The sequence below is a fragment of the Aeromonas sp. 603404 genome (genome assembly GCF_049171775.1).
GTDB classification, from domain to species: Bacteria; Pseudomonadota; Gammaproteobacteria; order Enterobacterales; family Aeromonadaceae; genus Aeromonas; species Aeromonas veronii_A.
Map to the genome: position 1 here is coordinate 330,375 of NZ_JAAKPE010000001.1, position 17,531 is coordinate 347,905.

Below are 17,531 nucleotides of genomic sequence, written 5' to 3' on the forward strand. Positions count from 1 at the left end.
CCAGTTGCAGATAGCTGCGCAAACGGGCCCATCGTCATCGCGCCAACCGGCAGTGATGACACCCCGGTGGAGACCGGAAACCACTTGAATCAACGGGGCGCAGCCCGAACGGCCAAACGAGTCGGGATCATAGAGCACGGAGAGTTTGATATGTCAGAACAAGCAGTGTTGGTGGGTGGATGGACCGCATATCACAAGCTGACCGCCGAGGATCAGGCGGTATTTGATCAGGCGCTGAAAGGATTTGTCGGGGTGCAGTACGTACCCTTTGAAGTCTCCACCCAGGTGGTGGCAGGCACCAACTACCGCTTCAAGTGCAAGAGCACTGTGCCGCTCGCCCAGCCGATCCATGGCGAAGCCGTGGTGCAGATCTTCCAGTCTCTGGATGGCTCGGCCCATATCACCTCCATCACCCCGATCTGATTGGGTTGTGGGGCAAGATGGGGAGGGGGAATAACCTCCAACCTTTTTGCTCAAAGTCCTTAAAATAAGAAAGACGCCTTAGGGCGTCTTTCTTATTTCCACCACCAGTTATCTCTGATGCATGGTACAGTATTTGTACTTATTGATTAATTTGTTGATCTTGCTCAGGAAACTATCATCATCTGCTTTTGCTTATCTGTCTTGCTCGCTAGGATACCCGTCTGGATATGACCTCTTTGGAGTTACCAATGAATCAGAACAGATATATTGCGTAGGGGAGAAATCAAGCAAACACTTTCAGATCCCAGTAATAGTAATGCAATGATTTAAAATTATTTTTTTGAGGTGGCATGAATAAAATCACTAAATATATTTTGAGCAAGTTGTTAAATCAGCCATGCCCTATTCAAATTCCTCGAAGTGGAGAGTTAGGAAAGCAGGTTAACTGCTATTCCATAAGTATTTATAATGGCGATGTCCCAATCATGCTCGTTAACTCTATTGAAGAAAATGGGTTAAATGGCAATCATTTTGAAGGTGGGGGATTCTGTACAGAGGCTGTAATTCCTTTTTCGCTTTATTCTGGCTTGAGTTTACGAGTTGATCATTATCATGGGCTGGTGACACATACATATAACGGCGTGCTAGATTATATCCTTCATGAATGGACTGGGTTATATAAGCTACAGTCAATATATATTTTAGCAAAACATTCTGTCCCACAATATTTTTTCAACAAGAGAAACTTACAACTACCAAAGAGAATGAAGATTCTAGAAAGTATATTTTCCAGGCAATCAGAAGAGCCTCACAAATCATTTTCGTCGCTTGACCTAATGAGTTACATATATTCAATTAGGTGGTATTTGCATCCACAGAAAACAGAATTGCGTAAAAAAATGGATCTGTATTTATCATCATTCGTAGCATCAGGAGAGTTGAAAAATAATGGTAGTAGCTTCGAGTTTATAATCACAGGTAAAGCTATAGCCACTTTAGAGCAATATCAAATTGAGACTGCAAGGGCGAAATCTGCCAAGTCCGCAAACTCTTGGATGCTTAGACTTACGGCTATATTAGCATTTTTTGCTGCCTTTCAGTCTGGCTTAATTAAGTCACCGGTGTGGATTGATCTAGGTAAGATTTTGGAATGGCTGTCATTGTTCATGTAACAATGCCATTAAATTCACTTCCTACGGTCGTCAGAAGCTTGGAGTTACGTGCTTTTGCGAATAAGTTAAATCTAGGAGTAAATTCGAAAGAATTTTTGCCATATTTGCCGACTTTGATTACAACGTTAATTGTTGTTCCTATCGGTATTTATCTACAAACACGGTTAAAAAATCTTGCGCATAGCAATGACTTTTTGAAAGCTATTGAACAGCTAAAAAAGAATACGGAAGCGGTGGAAAGCATAAAAAGGCAGTTTGATGAAAAATACTGGGTAAAGCAGCAAGTTTGGGATACTAAGCGTCTTGCCTATGAAGAAATACTATCTTGCCTGTATTTAACAAAAGAGTATATCGAAGACCAAATAGCATATTTAACTGATTATAAAGGTAGTTTTATTTGTATCGGGAGTTCTATTTACGACTTTGAAGACAAGTGCCGTAGGGTGCAATGAAATTGCACCGCTAATTTGGTTTCTGCTGTTTTGCACAAAAGCCGCTCGGCAAACGGTGCAATGCGCTGCGCTTATTGCAACCTACGTCTTTTCGTCAATTCGCTGGGGGGCGGCTGAGCGCCATGCCTTGCCAAAGCAACAACAGGGGCGATCTGCGCCCCGATTCTTCTTATGTCCCCGTTTTATATCGCCACACGCAGTCTGGTGTTGCCTGATTATCTACTGACTTACTACCAACACTCCTGTTTCGCCCTTCCCTCAGGTCAGGCAGAAAAAGCCCACGTTCACTCATACCTCGCCGCTTCCCAGGCGTGGATCGCCTGTTTGCGGGTCTCGCCCCAGTGATAGCCGCCGAGCTTGCCGTTTTGCTGGATGACACGGTGGCAGGGGATCATCAAGGCGACGGGGTTGGCACCCACCGCCAGCCCCACGGCGCGGGCGGCTTTGGGGTTGCCGACGGCGTTCGCCACCTGGGCGTAGCTCACAACCTTGGCGGGCGGGATCTGCAGCAGCGCCCGCCAGACGCTGATCTGAAAGTTGGTGCCGCTCACGTGCAGCGAGATGGGGCGATCCGGCGCCTTGCTGCCATCGAACATGGTGTGGATGACCCCCTGGGTGCGTGATGGCGCTTCTTGCAGCGTTGCCGCAGGCCAGCTGCGGGCGAGGTCGGCCAGTGGAGCCTCTGGGGCCTTTTCATCGAGAAACGAGAAGTTGCACACCCCCCGCGGGGTCAGGGCGACGAATGCCTGACCGAAGGGGGTGTCGTGCACCCCGTGATCGATAACCAGCCCGGCCCCGCGCTGCTTGTACTCGCCCGGCGTTACCGCTTCGAGCTGCACGAAGTGATCGTAGAGCCGCGAGCCGCTGCTAAGGCCTAGGGTATCGGCCACCTCAAGCAGCGGGCGCGACTCCTGCAACAGCGCCTTGGCCCGCTCCAGAGTCAGCACCTGCAGATAGCGTTTGGGTGTCACTCCGGCCCAGCGGCTGAACAGCCGCTGGAAGTGAAAGGGACTTAAGTGAACGTGCGCCGCTATCTCGTCCAGAGTGGGCTGGCGCTCCACCTGACTTGCGATAAAACGGATGGCATCGGCGATGCGGGCGTAATCAGTCATAAGGCGATCTCACGATAAGGTTTCAGTCGCAGGCTGTGGGGGGCGACAAGGTCATGTGCGACAAATAGATACCCCACCATCGGCCAGCAGGGCAATGCCGGTGGTAAAGCTGGATGCATCGGACGCGAGATAGAGGGCCGAGCGGGCGATCTCCTCCGGTTGGGCCAGCCGTTTGAGGGCATGCATATTCTGCACAAAGGCGAGACTCTCCGGCGTATCGGTAAAGGCCCGCCCCATGGGGGTGTCAGTACCCCCCGGCAGCAGGGCGTTGACCCGAATACCTTGTGCCCCATATTCGGCAGCCAGCACCCGGGTCAGACCGATGAGGCCTGCCTTGCTCGCCGCATAGGCCGCCATACCGGGCAGCCCCAGGGTATGGCCGACAAAGGTAGAGGTAAAAATAAGCGAGCCGCCGCCACGCGCCAGCATGGCGGGGATCTGGTACTTGGCTCCCACAAAGGCGCTGGTGAGGTTGGTATCCAGAATTTCCTGCCACTGCGCCAGTTCAAGCTGCTCTACGCTGCCCGGTGTGCCTGTGGTACCTGCGTTGTTGAAGGCGATATCGAGCCCGCCGAAACGGGTTAGCGCGAGATCAACAAGGTCGCGGGCATAGGTTTCGCTTTTCACATCCCCCGCCAGGCTCACCGCTTGGCCCCCCTCATGGCGGATCTCCTCCACCAGCAGATCCAGCTCGGGCTGGCGGCGGGCGCCGACGACGACACTGGCCCCTTCGCGGGCAAACAGGATGGCGCTGGCGCGACCGATGCCGGAGCTGGCGCCGGTGATAATGGCGACCTTGTTGGACAGTAATGACATGGCAGTTCCCTCGCTGAGTGTGTTGTGTGCCAGCTAAGTGGTACACATGGTTGACTGTGGGTTGGAGGTTCCAACCGACTTGGGTTTGGTCCCCACTATGGCAACCACTCCTCGCCGGGACGACCCGAATCTTGCTCTCTTTGTCCCCAAGTCGTTTTGCGACATGTCGATACAGTCCTTCGCGGCAACAAAAAGGGGCGTTCTGCGCCCCGAATTCTTTATCATGCCCCCTTTAAAATCGCCGGGTCCTGGTGCGGCGCGCCCTGTGTGCTGCAGTGAGGGGCGAGAGCCCCGGCGCCATGGTGGCTGCGTGCATCATCAAGCCCGCCTGGCAGGGCATTGACGGCGATTGCAATCAACAGACACGCTCCTGGATCAATAGCCCGTCATCTCCAGATAGCCGACCCCCTTGGCATCCCCCGAGACAGAGACCGCGCCCTCCCAGTAGTCAAAGCGACCTGTCATGGCCTGATTGGGCTGACGGGCTTTGATGGTGAGGCTCATACCGGCGGCGTTTAGCTGCCACTCGACGGGGTAATTCTGCCCCTTGGGGCCGCGCCAGGTGTTGCCCGGCGTAAGGCGAATCGCGTCGGGGGCGAGCACCCGGCTGCTGCCATTCCGCTCAATCAAAATACCGTAGCGGTTTTCTGGCTCAGTGCGTCCCGATTTGGTGCGCAGGCGAAACAGCATCAGCTCGCGGCCATCGGCCAGTTGCAGCGAAAACCAGTCCCAGCCCGATTGCCATTCGGCCAATACCGAGCTGCTCCACTCGTGATCAAACCAGCCTTGTCCGGTGACGGTGCGGGTCTCGCCATCGCGAGTCAAGGTGCCGCGAAGAGTGAGGCGCGGGTAGGAGTAGTAAAAGGAGGCGTTGCCCGGGCTCTTCTCGCTGTAACCGGCCTTGCCTTGCAGCACCAGCGGCTTGGCGGCAGTGACGGTGAGGTTCAGCTCGCCAATCTTGCTCTGCACCTTGAGGGTGGCGGGGAAGAGCGCCGCCCCTTGCGAGGCAAGCCGCCACTCCCTGAGCCAATATTGGCCGCCGCTGGCCCCCGCCAGTCCCGGCCCCTGCCGACTGGCCCGCTCATCTTGCTGGTGGCTGCCACGGTCGAGATCCGTGATGGCAAATTGGGCCAGCCAGAGCTGGGGGGTGAGCCAGGGGGTGCTGGTGCGAAGATCTTGCTCAATCCCTTGGCGAAACAGGGTCCACTGCATGCCATATTCGCGCCCCTGTTCATCCTTGAGGTTGCCGGTGAGATACCACCACTCGGAGCGGTAATCGGGGTGGGCAGCGTGATCCTCCGGCAATTGGATGGTTTGCCCCGGCAGCACCTTTTTAAAGCTGTCGCTGCCGCCGCCGAGCAGGGCGCCCAGATCGCTGGCCTGCGCGCTGCCGATCATGGCTATCAGCGGGAGCAAGAGGGTGGCGAGCCACAGGGGCCGTAAGGAGGACAAGATCCCCCTCACCCTGGCCCTCTTCCAAAGGGAGAGGGGATGATTCAATGCCGCACTGTGCTCCTCTCTGCGCTGAAGAAGGGGCGTAGAGAGGGAAGTGGTCAATGGGAGCTTCAAGCCATGGCTGAGCCAGTGCGCTAACCGATATTTCATACCACTCTCCTTGCCGCATACCAAGATGCCAGTGCGCCACAGACCGGTGCCAGCAACAGGGCGGTGACCGCATGAAGTGGGGCGGCCTCGAAGGCGAGGCGCCAGCCAAAGGCGCGCGGGTTGACCACCTCGATCAGCACCCAGGCGAGGCCATACCCCACCGGCAGAGCCAGCAGGGCGGTGAGTAGCCCCAACCCCGCCCCTTGCCACACCAGCAGCTGGCGGCAATGGCGGGGGCTCAAGCCCAGACTCTGCAAGGTCTGCAGCTCGCCACGGCGCGCCAGCCCCAGCACCATAAAGGCCGAACCAATGCCGACAAAGGCGATGCCAAGGATCAGCAGTTTCAATAGCTCGGTCACCACAAAGGTCTGGTCAAACACCGTGAGCGCCGCGCTGTGGATGGCGGGGGCGGAGAGCAGATTGAGCTGCTCGCCAAAGCGCTCGCGCAGGCGGTCGGCCAGCTGCTCAGGGTCGTTGCTAAAGAGGGCGAGGGATTGCACCGCTCCCGCCTCGAAGGCGTGCAGGATCTGCCCCTTGTCGCTGCCGTAGTCCTGATAGACGCCGGTGACGGTGAACTGCCGTGGCCCCTGCTCGCCGCTGATCGCCAACTGCTGGCCCACCTTGACCCCGAGGCGCACCGTCAGCGGTTCGCTCGCCAGCACTTCGTCGGGGCGGGTCGGCCAGCGCCCGTCCAGCAGCGGATAGGCCGCTTTAAGCTGGGGGATAAAGTCCATCTGCGCCCACTCGATGGGCTGCCCCTGCCAGCGGGCAGGGTGCACCGAGCGGCGCGAGGCGGCGCTCACCAGCGGGTTGGCGAGCAGGGTCTTAAGGGTTGTATCGCTCAAGGTGCCCTTGTTGCCCGCCACCCCCTTGGGGGCGGTGACATAGAGATCGGCGGCCAGACGCTGGCCGAGCCAGATCTCCACGCTTGAGCGAAAGCTCGACACCATGACTCCGATGCCGATGGCTGCCGCGATGGCCAGCTGCAACGCCATCACCGCGATGGCGGTGCGATCGAGGTGATAGAGGGTCTCGGCCACCCCGAGCCGGGCGGTAAGGGGGCCGCCCGCACGTCTTCTCAGCCAGCCAAGCAGGCCGCGCAGGGCATCGGGCAGCCAGAGCGCCATGGCCAGCAGCCAGCCTCCGGCGATAAAGAGGGCGCCACTCAGACCTGTTTGTGGCAGCCACAGGCAGAGGGTGCACAGCAGCAGGATGGCGATGGCCAGCACGCGCCGTCGCCACGGGTGAGCGGGGGGGCGGCTGCTTCCCGCTCGCAGTTCGAGGGGGGATTGGCGCAGCAGTTGCCACCAGCCGGGCAGGTTGGCGGTCAGCGTGCCAAGCAGCCCGATCAACAGCGCTTTGAACAGGCTCACAGGAGAGAGGCGCAACAGATCGATGGGGTTGGGCCCATAGAGATCGGCCAGCGCCTGGGTGAGCTGCCCCATCAGGGCCAGCGCCAACAGGCTGCCGAGCAGCACCCCGAGCAGGGTGCCCACTGTGGCAAGAATAAGCAGCTCCAGAATGAGCCAACGCAGCACCCGGCTCGGCCCCATCCCCAGAATGATCAACTGGGCCAACTGGGGGCGGCGCACGCTCTGCACAAATCGCTGGGCGTTGAACACCAGAAACAATCCCACCGCCATGGCGAGCAATGACAGCGCCGTCAGGTTGAGGGCCAGCGCATCGCCAAGCTGGCTGGCATCGAGCGCCGGGCTAATGGGCTCAAGCCACAAGGGCTGGTTCGGGTAATCGGTTTGTAGCGTGGCTTGCAGGGTGCGAGCCTCGGCTTCGCTTAGCTTGAAGACGATGCGATCGAGCCGACCCGCTTTATCAAGCAGCGGCTGGGCGAGGCCGATGTCGGTTATCAGCAGCCGCTCCATGGGCACGGCGCCCGGTTCGAACGTGCCTGCCAGCGTCAGGGCAAGGGTTCGGGCGCTGGCGCCATCGCTGCCGCCCAATACAAAGCGTCGGCTCTGGCCCGCTTGCCAGCCAAGGCGATCTGCCTCAGGGGTCGCCAGCCAGATGCTGTCGGCGCGGTTGAGGGAAAAGGCGGGCTCGTTCGCGGGGCGGGCGCCAAACAGCTGGCGCAGGGGGCCGGGGTTGAAGAGATCCATTCCCAGCAGTTGAAAGCTGCGCCCCTCTTCATCCTTGAGCCAGCCATGGATCTGGGGCATGGCATCGAGGGCGGGCTGGCTGGTCACCAGTTGTACGTAAAGCTGCTCATCCAGCCCGCCAGCGGGGGCCAACCGGTAGTTGGCTTCCCCTGCCAGCTGGCTGCGGGCGGCGACGAAGTTGGTGCGGGCACTGTGGTTGAGCAGCTCGATGGCCACCACCAGCGATACCCCCAATACCAGCCCGGCCAGACTCATCAACAGCAACCAGGGGTGGCTGCGATAGAGGCGCAGCAGCGCTTTGAGTGGCAGCATCAGCGTGTCTCCGGCTGGCGCAGTCGCCGTTTAGTCATGACGGGGTCCCTTGAGCTCGATAAGTTGCCCCCCTTCGAGGCGCAGCACTCTGTCGGCCAGTGCTGCATAGGCGGGGTTGTGGCTCACCAGCAGCAAGCCTGCGCCAGTGCCCCGCACCGCCGCCACCATCAACGCCATTACCTGTTCGGCATTGTGCTCATCGAGGCTGCCGGTGGGTTCGTCGGCGAGCAGCCACTGGGGTTGATGGATCAGGGCGCGGGCCAGCGCCACCCGCTGTCGCTGACCGCCGGAGAGCTGCTCCGGCCAGGCATGGCGCTTGTGGCTCATATCGAGCCGCTGCAGCAACTGGTCAATCCTTGTCTCATCCGGTGGCAGCCCGTTGATAGCGAGCGGCAGGGCCAGATTCTCGGCCACGTTCAGGGTCGGCAGCAGGTTGAAATCCTGATAGACGATACCGAAATGGCGGCCCCGCAGGCGCGCCCGCTCGTCGGGAGATCGGGTGTCGATCCGGGTCTCCCCCAGCCAGATCTCCCCTTCATCCGGTGCAATCAGCCCGGCGATCAGATTGAGCAGGGTGGACTTGCCGCAGCCGCTTTGGCCCAGCAGCAGGGTGATCTCGCCTGCGGGGAGGGCGAGATCGAGATGGTGGAACAGCGGCAGTCGTTCACTGCCGTTATCGAAGCTCTTGCAGAGGTTGCGCAGGGTCAGCATGGGATAACCGTTTGATGGTCAATGGCTTTCATCATGCTTGGTACGCTAGCACGGCCGGCAATGATCAACACCTCTTACGGTTGATCAAGAGTGCCAGTTAGTGATCAAGGCGGCAAAAGAGCAGTGGATCCTCGCTGGATCCCGCTTGCCCGAGGTGGTTAGAATAGGGGCTTCCATGGGTCACAGGATGAGCAAGGATGTTACACAAGCAAGTCAGTTTTATCATCGATAGCAAGGGCAACAAGCAGGCTGCCGTCGTCCCCATCGAGATCTACAACGAGCTGATGACCCTGCAAAAGGCACTCTCCGACAACCGGCCGGGGGAGCGCGAGCTCTACCACTTCAACGGCAAGGGGGCTGAGGCCCACGGTTATCCGGTGGGCAAGCGGCAAAATCCGGGCTTTATGGTGCTGGCCGGTTCCACCGCCAATGGCGAGGATGCCGCCTCTTTGCGTGAAGCGGTGATCGAGCTGCGTCACGAGCTGCTGGAAAAGGGGGTCATAGTGCCCCGCAGTCAGGGCGGCTTTGTCTTTACCGCCGATCAGCTGTTCAACAGCCCGAGTCTGGCCGCCAGTCTGGTGGCGGGCAATAACCGCAGCGGTCTGGATGCCTGGCAAAACAGCGCAGGCTATACCCTCAAGCAGTCGGGTTTCGGCAAGAAATAATCCCGCGTTTCGACAGCAAACCAATTAAGCGTTAATTGACCTGGATGAATTTTTCTTTTCATCCAGGTGTTAGCATCATTGCCAGATGGTTCTAAAAGGAAGAGACCATGTCTGCGCTTACCCCAGTTATTTTGCTGCTGTCCCTGTTTATCCTTCCCGCCCATGCCAGTAGTGGCCCTGTTCTGTTGACATCCTCCTCAATCGGTCTTTTTTGTGTCGGATTGTTTGTGTTGGCCTACGCCCTGGTGATGGCTGAAGAGTATCTGCAACTGCGCAAGTCCAAACCCGTGCTGGTGGCCGCCGGGGTGATCTGGATCCTGATTGGTATCGCCTATGCACAGCAAGGGATGAGCCCTGTCGCCGAGCAGGCCTTCCGCCATACCTTGCTGGAATATGCCGAGTTGATGCTGTTCCTGCTGGTGGCGATGACCTATATCAACGCCATGGAGGATCGCAGGTTATTCGATGCCCTGCGCGCCTGGCTGGTGCGATCCGGCTTTCACTTGCGCACCCTGTTCTGGTTGACCGGTGGGCTTGCTTTTTGTATTTCGCCGGTGGCAGACAACCTGACCACTGCGCTCTTGATGTGCGCCGTGGTGTTGAAGGTGGCCAACGGTGATCGGCGTTTTGTCAATCTTGCCTGCATCAACATAGTGATCGCCGCCAACGCCGGAGGGGCGTTCAGTCCCTTTGGCGATATCACCACCCTGATGGTGTGGCAGGCGGGCAAGGTGCAATTTGGCCAGTTCTTCACCCTGCTTATTCCCTCTCTGCTCAATTTTCTGGTCCCGGCCATCCTGATGAGCCTGATGGTGCCGCGTCATGTGCCGGAGGCTGATAACGAGGTGGTCGATCTCAAGCGGGGTGCCCGTCGCATCGTCGCGCTGTTCTTGCTGACCATCATCACGGCGGTGCTATGCCACAGTTTCCTCCATCTGCCACCCGTGCTAGGCATGATGCTGGGGCTCGGTTATCTGCAGTTTTTCGGGTTTTATCTGCGAAAGTCGCTGCCGCGATCCCTTGCCCGCAAGCGTGCGCTCTACGAACGCAATGGTGATGAGGTGCGGTTGCGCAGTCTGGGTTCTGTGGTGCCATTTGACGTGTTCAACAAGGTGGCCAAGGCGGAGTGGGATACCCTGCTCTTCTTCTACGGGGTGGTGATGTGTGTCGGTGGGCTGGGCTTTATGGGGTATCTGGAGCTGGTATCACACTGGTTGTATGACGCTGGGGATCCCACCATGGCCAACATCTTCATCGGGGTCTTGTCCTCCGTCATCGACAACATTCCCGTGATGTTTGCCGTGATCTCGATGAGCCCAGACATGGCGCTGGGGCAGTGGCTGCTGGTGACCCTGACCGCCGGGGTGGGCGGCAGCCTGCTCTCCATCGGCTCTGCGGCCGGGGTGGCCCTGATGGGACAGGCCCACGGCATGTATACCTTTTTTGGCCACCTGAAGTGGCTGCCTGCCATCTTGCTCGGTTATCTGGTGAGCATAGGGGCGCACCTCTGGCTCAACAGCGCCCAGTTCTGAACGTCTGGCCACCAGTACGAAAAGAGGCTTCCGTTGACGGAAGCCTCTTTCTTTTTCCTGACCGGGGGAGGGGGATCAATCGCCTCGCTTGCCGGTCAGCAGCCAGTAACTCAGGGTTGAACCCACGCCGCAGCAGGCGATGGCAATGGCCATGGGCAGCGGCGAGTGGGGCGGATTGAGGTTGACCAGAATGCCGACCAGGGCGCCGATGCCAAAGCGCAGGGTGCCCGCCAGTGCCGAGGCGGTGCCCGCAGATTGCGGGAAGTGGCCCATCAGGCCGGTCATGGCGTTGGCGCCCACCAGACTGATATGGCCGACAAACAGTACCACCGGAATGACGATGCCCCACAGGCCGCCGGTCTGGCTCCAGGCGTTGTAGACCAGCAGGGCGCCCGCGCAGGGCAGCACCAGCAGACCGTATTGCAACATCCGCTCGGCGCCCACCCCTTTCACCAGTCGGCTGTTGACGAAGGTGACCACCATCATCAGCAGGATATTGAGGCCAAACAGCCAGCCGTAGTGCTCGGTCGGCACCTTGAAATACTCGATATAGACGTAAGGGGAGCCGCTTAAGAAAGCGAACATGCCGGAGCTGGAGAGGGAGCCACACAGCACATAGCCCATGGCGCCGCGATGGGAGAGCACCCCCCAGTAGTTCTTGAGGATCTGGCCCAGATTAAGGGGTTGGCGATGTTCCGGTTTCAGGGTCTCCTGAATTTTCCACTGCATCACCAGACAGATCAGCAGGCTGATCCCCACCAGCAGCCAGAAGATCACCCGCCAGTCGGCGTGGGCGCTGATATAGCCGCCCACCACAGGGGCTACCAGCGGCGCCAAGGTCATCACCAGAATGACGAACGACATGGCGCGAGAAAACGCATCCTTCTCGAACAGATCGCGCAGCAGGGCATTGACCACCACAGAGCCCGCCGCGCCGCCCGCTGCCTGCAACATCCGATAGGCCAGCAATTCGGGCAGGGAGTCTGCCATGGCGCAGCCCACCGAGGCGATGGCAAACATGATGAGCCCCGCTAGGATCACCGGCTTGCGGCCATAGCTGTCGGCCAGCGGGCCGTAGAAGAGCTGGCCGATGGCAAAGCCGCCCAGAAAGGCGCTGATGGTGAGCTGGGCGCCATCGATGCTGGTGGCCAGATCCCGGGCAATGGCCGGAATGGCGGGCAGATACATATCCACCGCCAGCGGGGTCAGACCCGCCAGAGCACCCAGCAGGATAAACAGGAAACGGGGGGAGAGGGCGGCAGCCTGAGCTGTTGGCGATTGGGGCATAGGGTATCCGCTGGTGAACCTTGGTTGAAAAAGGGAGAAGGGCGATTCTATCAGGTTTGCCCCCGCTCGGCATGACGTTCCTGCCCCCTCAAAAGGGGGAGGTGCCCGGCCGCTCAGCCACCTTGGGGATCAAGCTTTCGGTCATGTCGGCGCGCGGCGCGGATCACCCCCCCCAGCCAGAGCAGCCAGGCCAGCGACGAGATGGCGTACCCGAGCCGCTCCGGCCAGCGGGCGGTGAGGGTAAAGGTGAGGCTGTGTTGTCCGGCGGGCACCCAGACCTGCACCAGCCCGTTGCGGGTGCTGCTGACGCTCAGCGGCAGGCGCTGGTCGAGCCTTGCCTGCCAACCCGGGTAATCAAACTGGTGCAGGACCAGCTTGGCGGGCGCCGGGGCATCCACCGTCAATTCGATATGACGAGGCTGCCAGCGCTGGATCTGCCAGTTCACCCCCTGATGGTCGCTGGTGATGGCGGGCTGGAATTCCTCTTTCCAGGCCAGCAGGGTGGGGGCAAACATGCCGCGTGGCACCTGCTTTGGACGGTATTCGCGGGCGCTGCGCTTGCTGTCGAACTCCCCGTCGAGCTGACTCTTTACGGGAGCCTGGGTGAGCGGCGCCTCGCGTACATAGAGTCCCTGCGAGAGCAGGGTGAGGGCAAGCAGTAGCCACCAGACCCACTGCCACGGGCGATAGGTGGGGGTACCCAGCGCCACTACGGCGACGGTAGCGATGACCAGCAGCAGATTGAGGCGCCAGGGGAATTGCACCAGTTGCAACGGAGTGAGCAGGCGCCACAGGGGCTCGCTTGGTGGCAGCATCATCAGAAAGCTCAGGGTGCCAATGACCCCCCAGAGCAGCAACTCGGGATGGCGCGGCTCGCGGGCGGCCGCCCAAGCTACCAGCAGCAGAGCCAGGGTGAGCAGCGTCAGCCAGGCGAGATGGCCGCGAAAGCGCCAGTCATCACGGCTTTGGGGCAAACGGTCGAGAAAGTTGCGCTGAAACTCGAACATGCCGGTGCGCATCTGCTCCATGGAGATCCCCCCCTGATCCAGCAGAGCGGGCAGCAGCAACAGGCTGGCCATCGCCAACCCCCAGAGCTGGCCCAGCAGGGTGCCGATAAGCGGGGAGGCGGTGACAGGGACACTGACAAGCGCTGTGCTCCCCTTGTAGCGCCAGACCAGCAGCAGGCTGCGCAGGGTGAGCAAGCCCAGAATGAGCAGGGTGCTTGGTAGATGGGAAAGCGTCAGCATGGAGACGGCCAGTGCGAGCAGCAGTAGGGCAAAGGGGGCGCCGCGGCAGAGGCGATCCTGCGCCAGCAGTGCCAGCGGTGCCCAGACGAAGGCCCAGCTCTCCGCCAGGGCAAAGCGGGCGTAGATATCGATGGCCAGATGATAGGGCAGCGCCATATAGAGCAAACTGGCCGCCAGCGCCCGTCCGTGGCCGGCAAAGGGGCGCAACCAGAGATAGGCAAACAGGCCGGAGAGCCAGAGTGCCACGCTGCTGCTCCAGAGCAGCGGCGTCATCGCCTCGTGGGCCAGTGGGGTGGGGCCGGCGAACAGGGCGCTCACATAGTAGGGCAAGGGGGGATAGAAGAAAAAGACCGGGCTGCCGAAGGCGCCGTTCATCTCCATCAACCAGCGCGGATAGAGCTCACCTTGCCACAGTTGCACGGCAAAGAAGTGACCGGAGAGCAGGTGGTGAAACAGATCATGGCCCTGACTGCCGCCACGCAGCCAGAATGGCAGCAACAGGAGGGCACAGGCCCCGGTCAGCACCGACAAAACCCACAGCCACTCTCTGGTTACACGCATAAGGAGACTCGTCTGTTATGGATGCGCAGTGAGTGTACCCGAGTTGTTCCCCTCTTTTTTAGTTGCCTTGGCGGATTTTTGCGCTCTTTCTGTGTTTCTTGTCACTTTTGCCATGGGTTGTCTGCCGCGAGGGAATGGCGAGCCAGAGGCCGGGCTCGGCGGCAAAGCGCGGGGCAAACCAGTGCTGGCGCACCGCAGTGGGCATTTCGTTCGCGTCGATGGGGCGGCGACTGAGGCGGCAGGCTCCCCGAGAGAGCGCCAGCGCCGCATCCCCCTTGTACCAGCCATCGGTGACGGCCAAGGCTGTGGTCTCCCGCAGCAGCCGCACGCCCCACTGGGTCACCAGCGCTGGGCAGCTTTTCTCTGCGAGCCTTGCTGCCTGCACCATGGCGGGCGGATGGGGCAGGGTGCAGGTCGCGCCGAGCAGCAGCAATCCGGCGACCGCGACCACCCACTCGCCACGACGTGGCAGCCAGCCTGCCAGCAGAACTATGCCAAGCAGTGTAATGGGCGCCAGATGGCGGGGATTGTCGGGATTCTGGCCAAACAGGGTCCAGAGCAGCAGGGCGAGCCAGTAGAGCGTCCAGAGCGGGGGGAGGGCGGCAGGGTGGTTTTTTGATCTTTGCCAAAGCGGCAGTACCAGCAGCGCCCCAACAGCCAAGGGCCAAAGCGGGGTGAGCTGATCGTTGAAGGTGCGCGCCCAGCTGAGCAGCCGATCGCCGTGGGCCGCTGCCGTGTTGCCCCACAGGGTAAAGTGGCCATCGGTAAAGCGCCGCCCCTCGCTGAAGTAGGCCCAGCCATCGGCCTGCCAGACAAAGAGCAGGCTGATAAGCCCCACCAGCACGATGGGGAGAACAAACCTGACGCGCGTGCCCTGCTGCGCCAGCCCGAGCCACAGGGGCAGCAGCGCCAGCACAAAATAGGAGGGGCGCAGTGCCAGCATAAGTCCCAGTAACAGACCCGCCAGCGCAATTCTGCGCTGTTGCAAGGCCAGCAGTGCCCCGAGCCAGGCGGCGAGCGCGGGCCCATCCGAGAGGCCGGAGAGCGCCAGCGTCGGGGTGAGCGGCAGGGCCAGTACCAGCAGCCAGAGCGGCGCCAGCAGGCTTGGCCGTTGCCACAGCCTGACCGCCAGCAAGGCGGCGAGCGGCGCCAGTAAACCGCTGCCCAAGAGGCTTGCCCACTGCACCGCGCGGGCCGGATCGTCCACCGCCAGATTGATCAGCCGCGCCAGCCAGATAAAGGCGGGGTAGCCCGGAAAGTGGGGTGAGAACTCCAGCACGCTAAAGCGCGTCACCCCGTGGGCGAAATTGAGGGCATCGTCGGAATCGAGCGCCACCGGGAAGGCCAGCAGCCAGCCGAGCCAGACCAGTTGCAGCAGGATCAGCAAGTAGGGTCGATTAGCGAAGCGTAATCGGCCGTGGTGACGCCCCCCTTCTCCCCTTGCGGGAGAGGGGCCGGGGATGAGGGGGGCCGTCGGCATCAATGAGAGGTCATCAAAGCGGCGCCAGCACGGCCATCAGCGCTTTTTCTGCATCGCTAAAGGCGGCGGCGTCGGCGGGCTTGGCGCCCACCCCGAATACCCCCGGGTTACCGATGGCATCGAGCACCTTGGCCAACGCCTGTTCGGCCGCCTTGCGATCCCCTTCACTGAGGGAGGGGAGGATCAAGTCGAGGAAGCGCTTGCTCTTGACCACCAGCACCTTGGCGGTCTGGTAGTCGCCAAGATTCTGGCTGGCCCCTTCGAGGCGGCGCTCGATCTCCGCCTTGTAGGCGCGGTTGAGCAGGGCCGCGGTAGCCGCGGCGTCTTTGGCCTTGATGGCGGCGGCCAGCGGTGCTTGCAATTCCACCTTGTGGTGCTGTTCCAGATAGGTCAGCTCCTCGGCAATCTCGCTCAAGGTAGCGCTGGCATCCTTGCCGTCAGTGGCGGCGCCCAGCAGCGCTTCGCGGGCGTCGATCAGTGGCTCCTTGCCGGCGGCGGCGTAGGAGTAAGCCTGCGCCTGCCCGCTCAGGGTCAGCAGCAGGGTGAGGGCGAGTAAACCCGGGCGGATGGTCATCCTGTTCTCCTTACTTATGCCAATGGCGCGGCACTCAGGCCACGCTCTGGGTTTCGATCACGGTATTTTCGTTGCGATGGTTAAAGATGGCGTGACGTCTGTCCACCCCGTCGATCACCATGTCGGCGGCCATCATACCCATCTCCATGGCGGTGTCGGTGAAGATGTAGCGGAATGTCCCCTGACGGCCGGTCATGATGAGGTTTGTGATGGGCATCAGCGCCTTGATGGCTTCGTTGCGGCGCGCCTGATAGCCGAGATCCATCAGCGGATAGGCGTATTCGCTACGCGCTTCAAAAGTTTCATCGCCAAGCTTGGCGGTATCGACGCCGAGGCTCGCGAGATCAGCGGTAACCCGACCGCGCAGATCAGAGAGCGGCGCCTGCCAGGTGGCATCCCCCGGATTGCAGGGGATCTCCAGCATCACCGAGGTCTGGCCCTGGGGCGCCATAAAGGGGCTGCGGCGGCGCGGCTCCTGCAGGCGGGTGGCCAGAATATGGGGGTCGGAGAGGTACTGCCAGGTGTTGTCCGACAGGTTCTCCTGTTTCAACGGCATATTGACGAAGCGAAGCGACCGGTAGTGCAGATCGCACGGTAAGCCCAGATGCTGGCAGGTGAGCGGCAGCGGCAGGGTGGAGATCACCTGATCAAAGCGCTCGCTCTGCTCAATGTCATCTTGTTTCCAATACACCCGCTCGATGCGGTCATCAGCCTGCTCAAGGCGGGTGATGGTTGCGCCGGTTTTGAGCTCAACGCCCTCTGCCACCAGCCGCTCCCCCAGAGTGGTGAAGATCTGGCCGAAGCCATATTTGGGGTAGCGGTATTTGCGGGCATAGGTGCGCACCGAGATACTGCCGTTGCGTCTTGGCAGCAGGCGGCGCGCCACGTCTTTCAAATCGATGAGGCTGATGCGCTGACCGGCCCAGTCGGCGGAGAGCTTGTCCGGGTTGATACCCCACAGCTTGCCGGTGTAGCCCTCGAAGAACTGGCGATAGAGGGTGCGGCCGAAGTGACTCTGGATCCACTCGGCAAAGCTCGCCTTGGCAAAATCATCCGGCTTCTTGCTAAAGGGCAACAGCAGCAAGTCTTTTACCGCCCCGGCCATCAGGGCGAGCGGCGCCGTCTTGAGCAGGTTGGGCAGGTTCAATGGGTAGTCATAGGTGCGCCCGCCAAAGCGGATAACGCTCTTGCGCTCGGCGTGGAGCAGGTCGTCCCCCATCAGCTCGTCGATAAAGGCGAGCAGCTCGGGGTTCTTGGTGATAAAGCGGTGCCCGCCGTAGTCGAAGCGATACTCGCCGTCGCGCCCCTTGAAGGTCTGGGTGGCGCACATGCCGCCGACCACCGGCTCCTGCTCGAACAGGGTGACTGCAAAACCGGCGCAGCGCAGGCGCCAGGCCGCCATCAAACCGGCGGGGCCAGCGCCCAGCACTGCAATGCTTTTCTTGTTGTTATCGCTCATGACCTATTC

At 60.5% G+C, this 17,531-nt stretch carries 15 protein-coding genes; 5 read left to right on the forward strand and 10 right to left on the reverse strand.

The annotated features are described in order from the left end of the window. The first annotated feature begins 150 nt into the window (after positions 1-150). The 3 genes from G5306_RS01420 to G5306_RS01430 all read left to right on the forward strand — a co-directional run bounded on the left by G5306_RS01420 (position 151) and on the right by G5306_RS01430 (position 2,047). Complete coding sequence (locus G5306_RS01420; protein WP_040099652.1) at positions 151-423, forward strand: hypothetical protein; 273 nt, start codon at positions 151-153, stop codon at positions 421-423. A gap of 350 nt (positions 424-773) precedes the next feature. Beyond that, positions 774-1,595: a hypothetical protein gene (locus tag G5306_RS01425; protein ID WP_421312139.1), complete on the forward strand. Its 822-nt coding sequence runs from the start codon at positions 774-776 to the stop codon at positions 1,593-1,595. Further along, entirely contained in the window at positions 1,574-2,047 is a 474-nt protein-coding gene (locus G5306_RS01430; RefSeq protein WP_421312140.1) for a hypothetical protein, read from the forward strand. Before G5306_RS01425 ends, G5306_RS01430 begins: the two co-directional genes overlap by 22 nt. Positions 2,048-2,331: 284 nt before the next feature. Here the strand turns inward: G5306_RS01430 and G5306_RS01435 are convergent, their stop codons facing one another. The 5 genes from G5306_RS01435 to G5306_RS01455 all read right to left on the reverse strand — a co-directional run bounded on the left by G5306_RS01435 (position 2,332) and on the right by G5306_RS01455 (position 8,717). Further along, on the reverse strand, positions 2,332-3,159 hold the full coding sequence (locus G5306_RS01435) for a bifunctional transcriptional activator/DNA repair enzyme AdaA (RefSeq protein WP_421312141.1): 828 nt from the start codon (positions 3,157-3,159) through the stop codon (positions 2,332-2,334). A 51-nt stretch (positions 3,160-3,210) separates the two neighbouring features. Further along, the gene (locus tag G5306_RS01440) at positions 3,211-3,975 is read right to left on the reverse strand and encodes an SDR family oxidoreductase (RefSeq protein ID WP_407959469.1); all 765 of its coding nucleotides are present in this window, start codon (positions 3,973-3,975) and stop codon (positions 3,211-3,213) included. Positions 3,976-4,350: 375 nt separating this feature from the next. Further along, positions 4,351-5,391: a lipocalin-like domain-containing protein gene (locus G5306_RS01445; RefSeq protein WP_421312419.1), complete on the reverse strand. Its 1,041-nt coding sequence runs from the start codon at positions 5,389-5,391 to the stop codon at positions 4,351-4,353. 185 nt (positions 5,392-5,576) lie between these two features. Beyond that, positions 5,577-8,006, reverse strand: coding sequence for an FtsX-like permease family protein (locus G5306_RS01450; protein WP_421312143.1), 2,430 nt, complete (start codon positions 8,004-8,006; stop codon positions 5,577-5,579). Positions 8,007-8,036: 30 nt separating this feature from the next. Next, positions 8,037-8,717, reverse strand: a complete 681-nt coding sequence (locus tag G5306_RS01455; RefSeq protein WP_421312145.1) for an ABC transporter ATP-binding protein — start codon at positions 8,715-8,717, stop codon at positions 8,037-8,039. 197 nt (positions 8,718-8,914) lie between these two features. Between G5306_RS01455 and G5306_RS01460 the strand changes: the two genes are divergently transcribed. Next, complete coding sequence (locus G5306_RS01460) at positions 8,915-9,382, forward strand: DUF4357 domain-containing protein (protein WP_005333716.1); 468 nt, start codon at positions 8,915-8,917, stop codon at positions 9,380-9,382. Between the two features lie 107 nt (positions 9,383-9,489). Beyond that, positions 9,490-10,914 (forward strand): sodium:proton antiporter NhaD, encoded by a 1,425-nt coding sequence (gene nhaD, locus G5306_RS01465; protein ID WP_421312146.1) that lies wholly within the window; start codon positions 9,490-9,492, stop codon positions 10,912-10,914. 75 nt (positions 10,915-10,989) lie between these two features. Here the strand turns inward: nhaD and G5306_RS01470 are convergent, their stop codons facing one another. The 5 genes from G5306_RS01470 to G5306_RS01490 all read right to left on the reverse strand — a co-directional run bounded on the left by G5306_RS01470 (position 10,990) and on the right by G5306_RS01490 (position 17,522). Beyond that, positions 10,990-12,201 (reverse strand): Bcr/CflA family multidrug efflux MFS transporter, encoded by a 1,212-nt coding sequence (locus G5306_RS01470; RefSeq protein WP_005352704.1) that lies wholly within the window; start codon positions 12,199-12,201, stop codon positions 10,990-10,992. A gap of 113 nt (positions 12,202-12,314) precedes the next feature. Further along, positions 12,315-14,009 (reverse strand): hypothetical protein, encoded by a 1,695-nt coding sequence (locus G5306_RS01475; RefSeq protein ID WP_421312147.1) that lies wholly within the window; start codon positions 14,007-14,009, stop codon positions 12,315-12,317. Positions 14,010-14,067: 58 nt separating this feature from the next. Then, on the reverse strand, positions 14,068-15,396 hold the full coding sequence (locus G5306_RS01480; protein WP_421254876.1) for a hypothetical protein: 1,329 nt from the start codon (positions 15,394-15,396) through the stop codon (positions 14,068-14,070). 106 nt (positions 15,397-15,502) lie between these two features. After that, positions 15,503-16,063 carry a hypothetical protein gene (locus G5306_RS01485; RefSeq protein WP_146061297.1) on the reverse strand — a complete coding sequence of 187 codons (561 nt, stop codon included), beginning with the start codon at positions 16,061-16,063 and terminating at the stop codon, positions 15,503-15,505. Between the two features lie 34 nt (positions 16,064-16,097). Then, positions 16,098-17,522 carry an NAD(P)/FAD-dependent oxidoreductase gene (locus G5306_RS01490; protein WP_270656758.1) on the reverse strand — a complete coding sequence of 475 codons (1,425 nt, stop codon included), beginning with the start codon at positions 17,520-17,522 and terminating at the stop codon, positions 16,098-16,100. Positions 17,523-17,531: the final 9 nt, after the last annotated feature.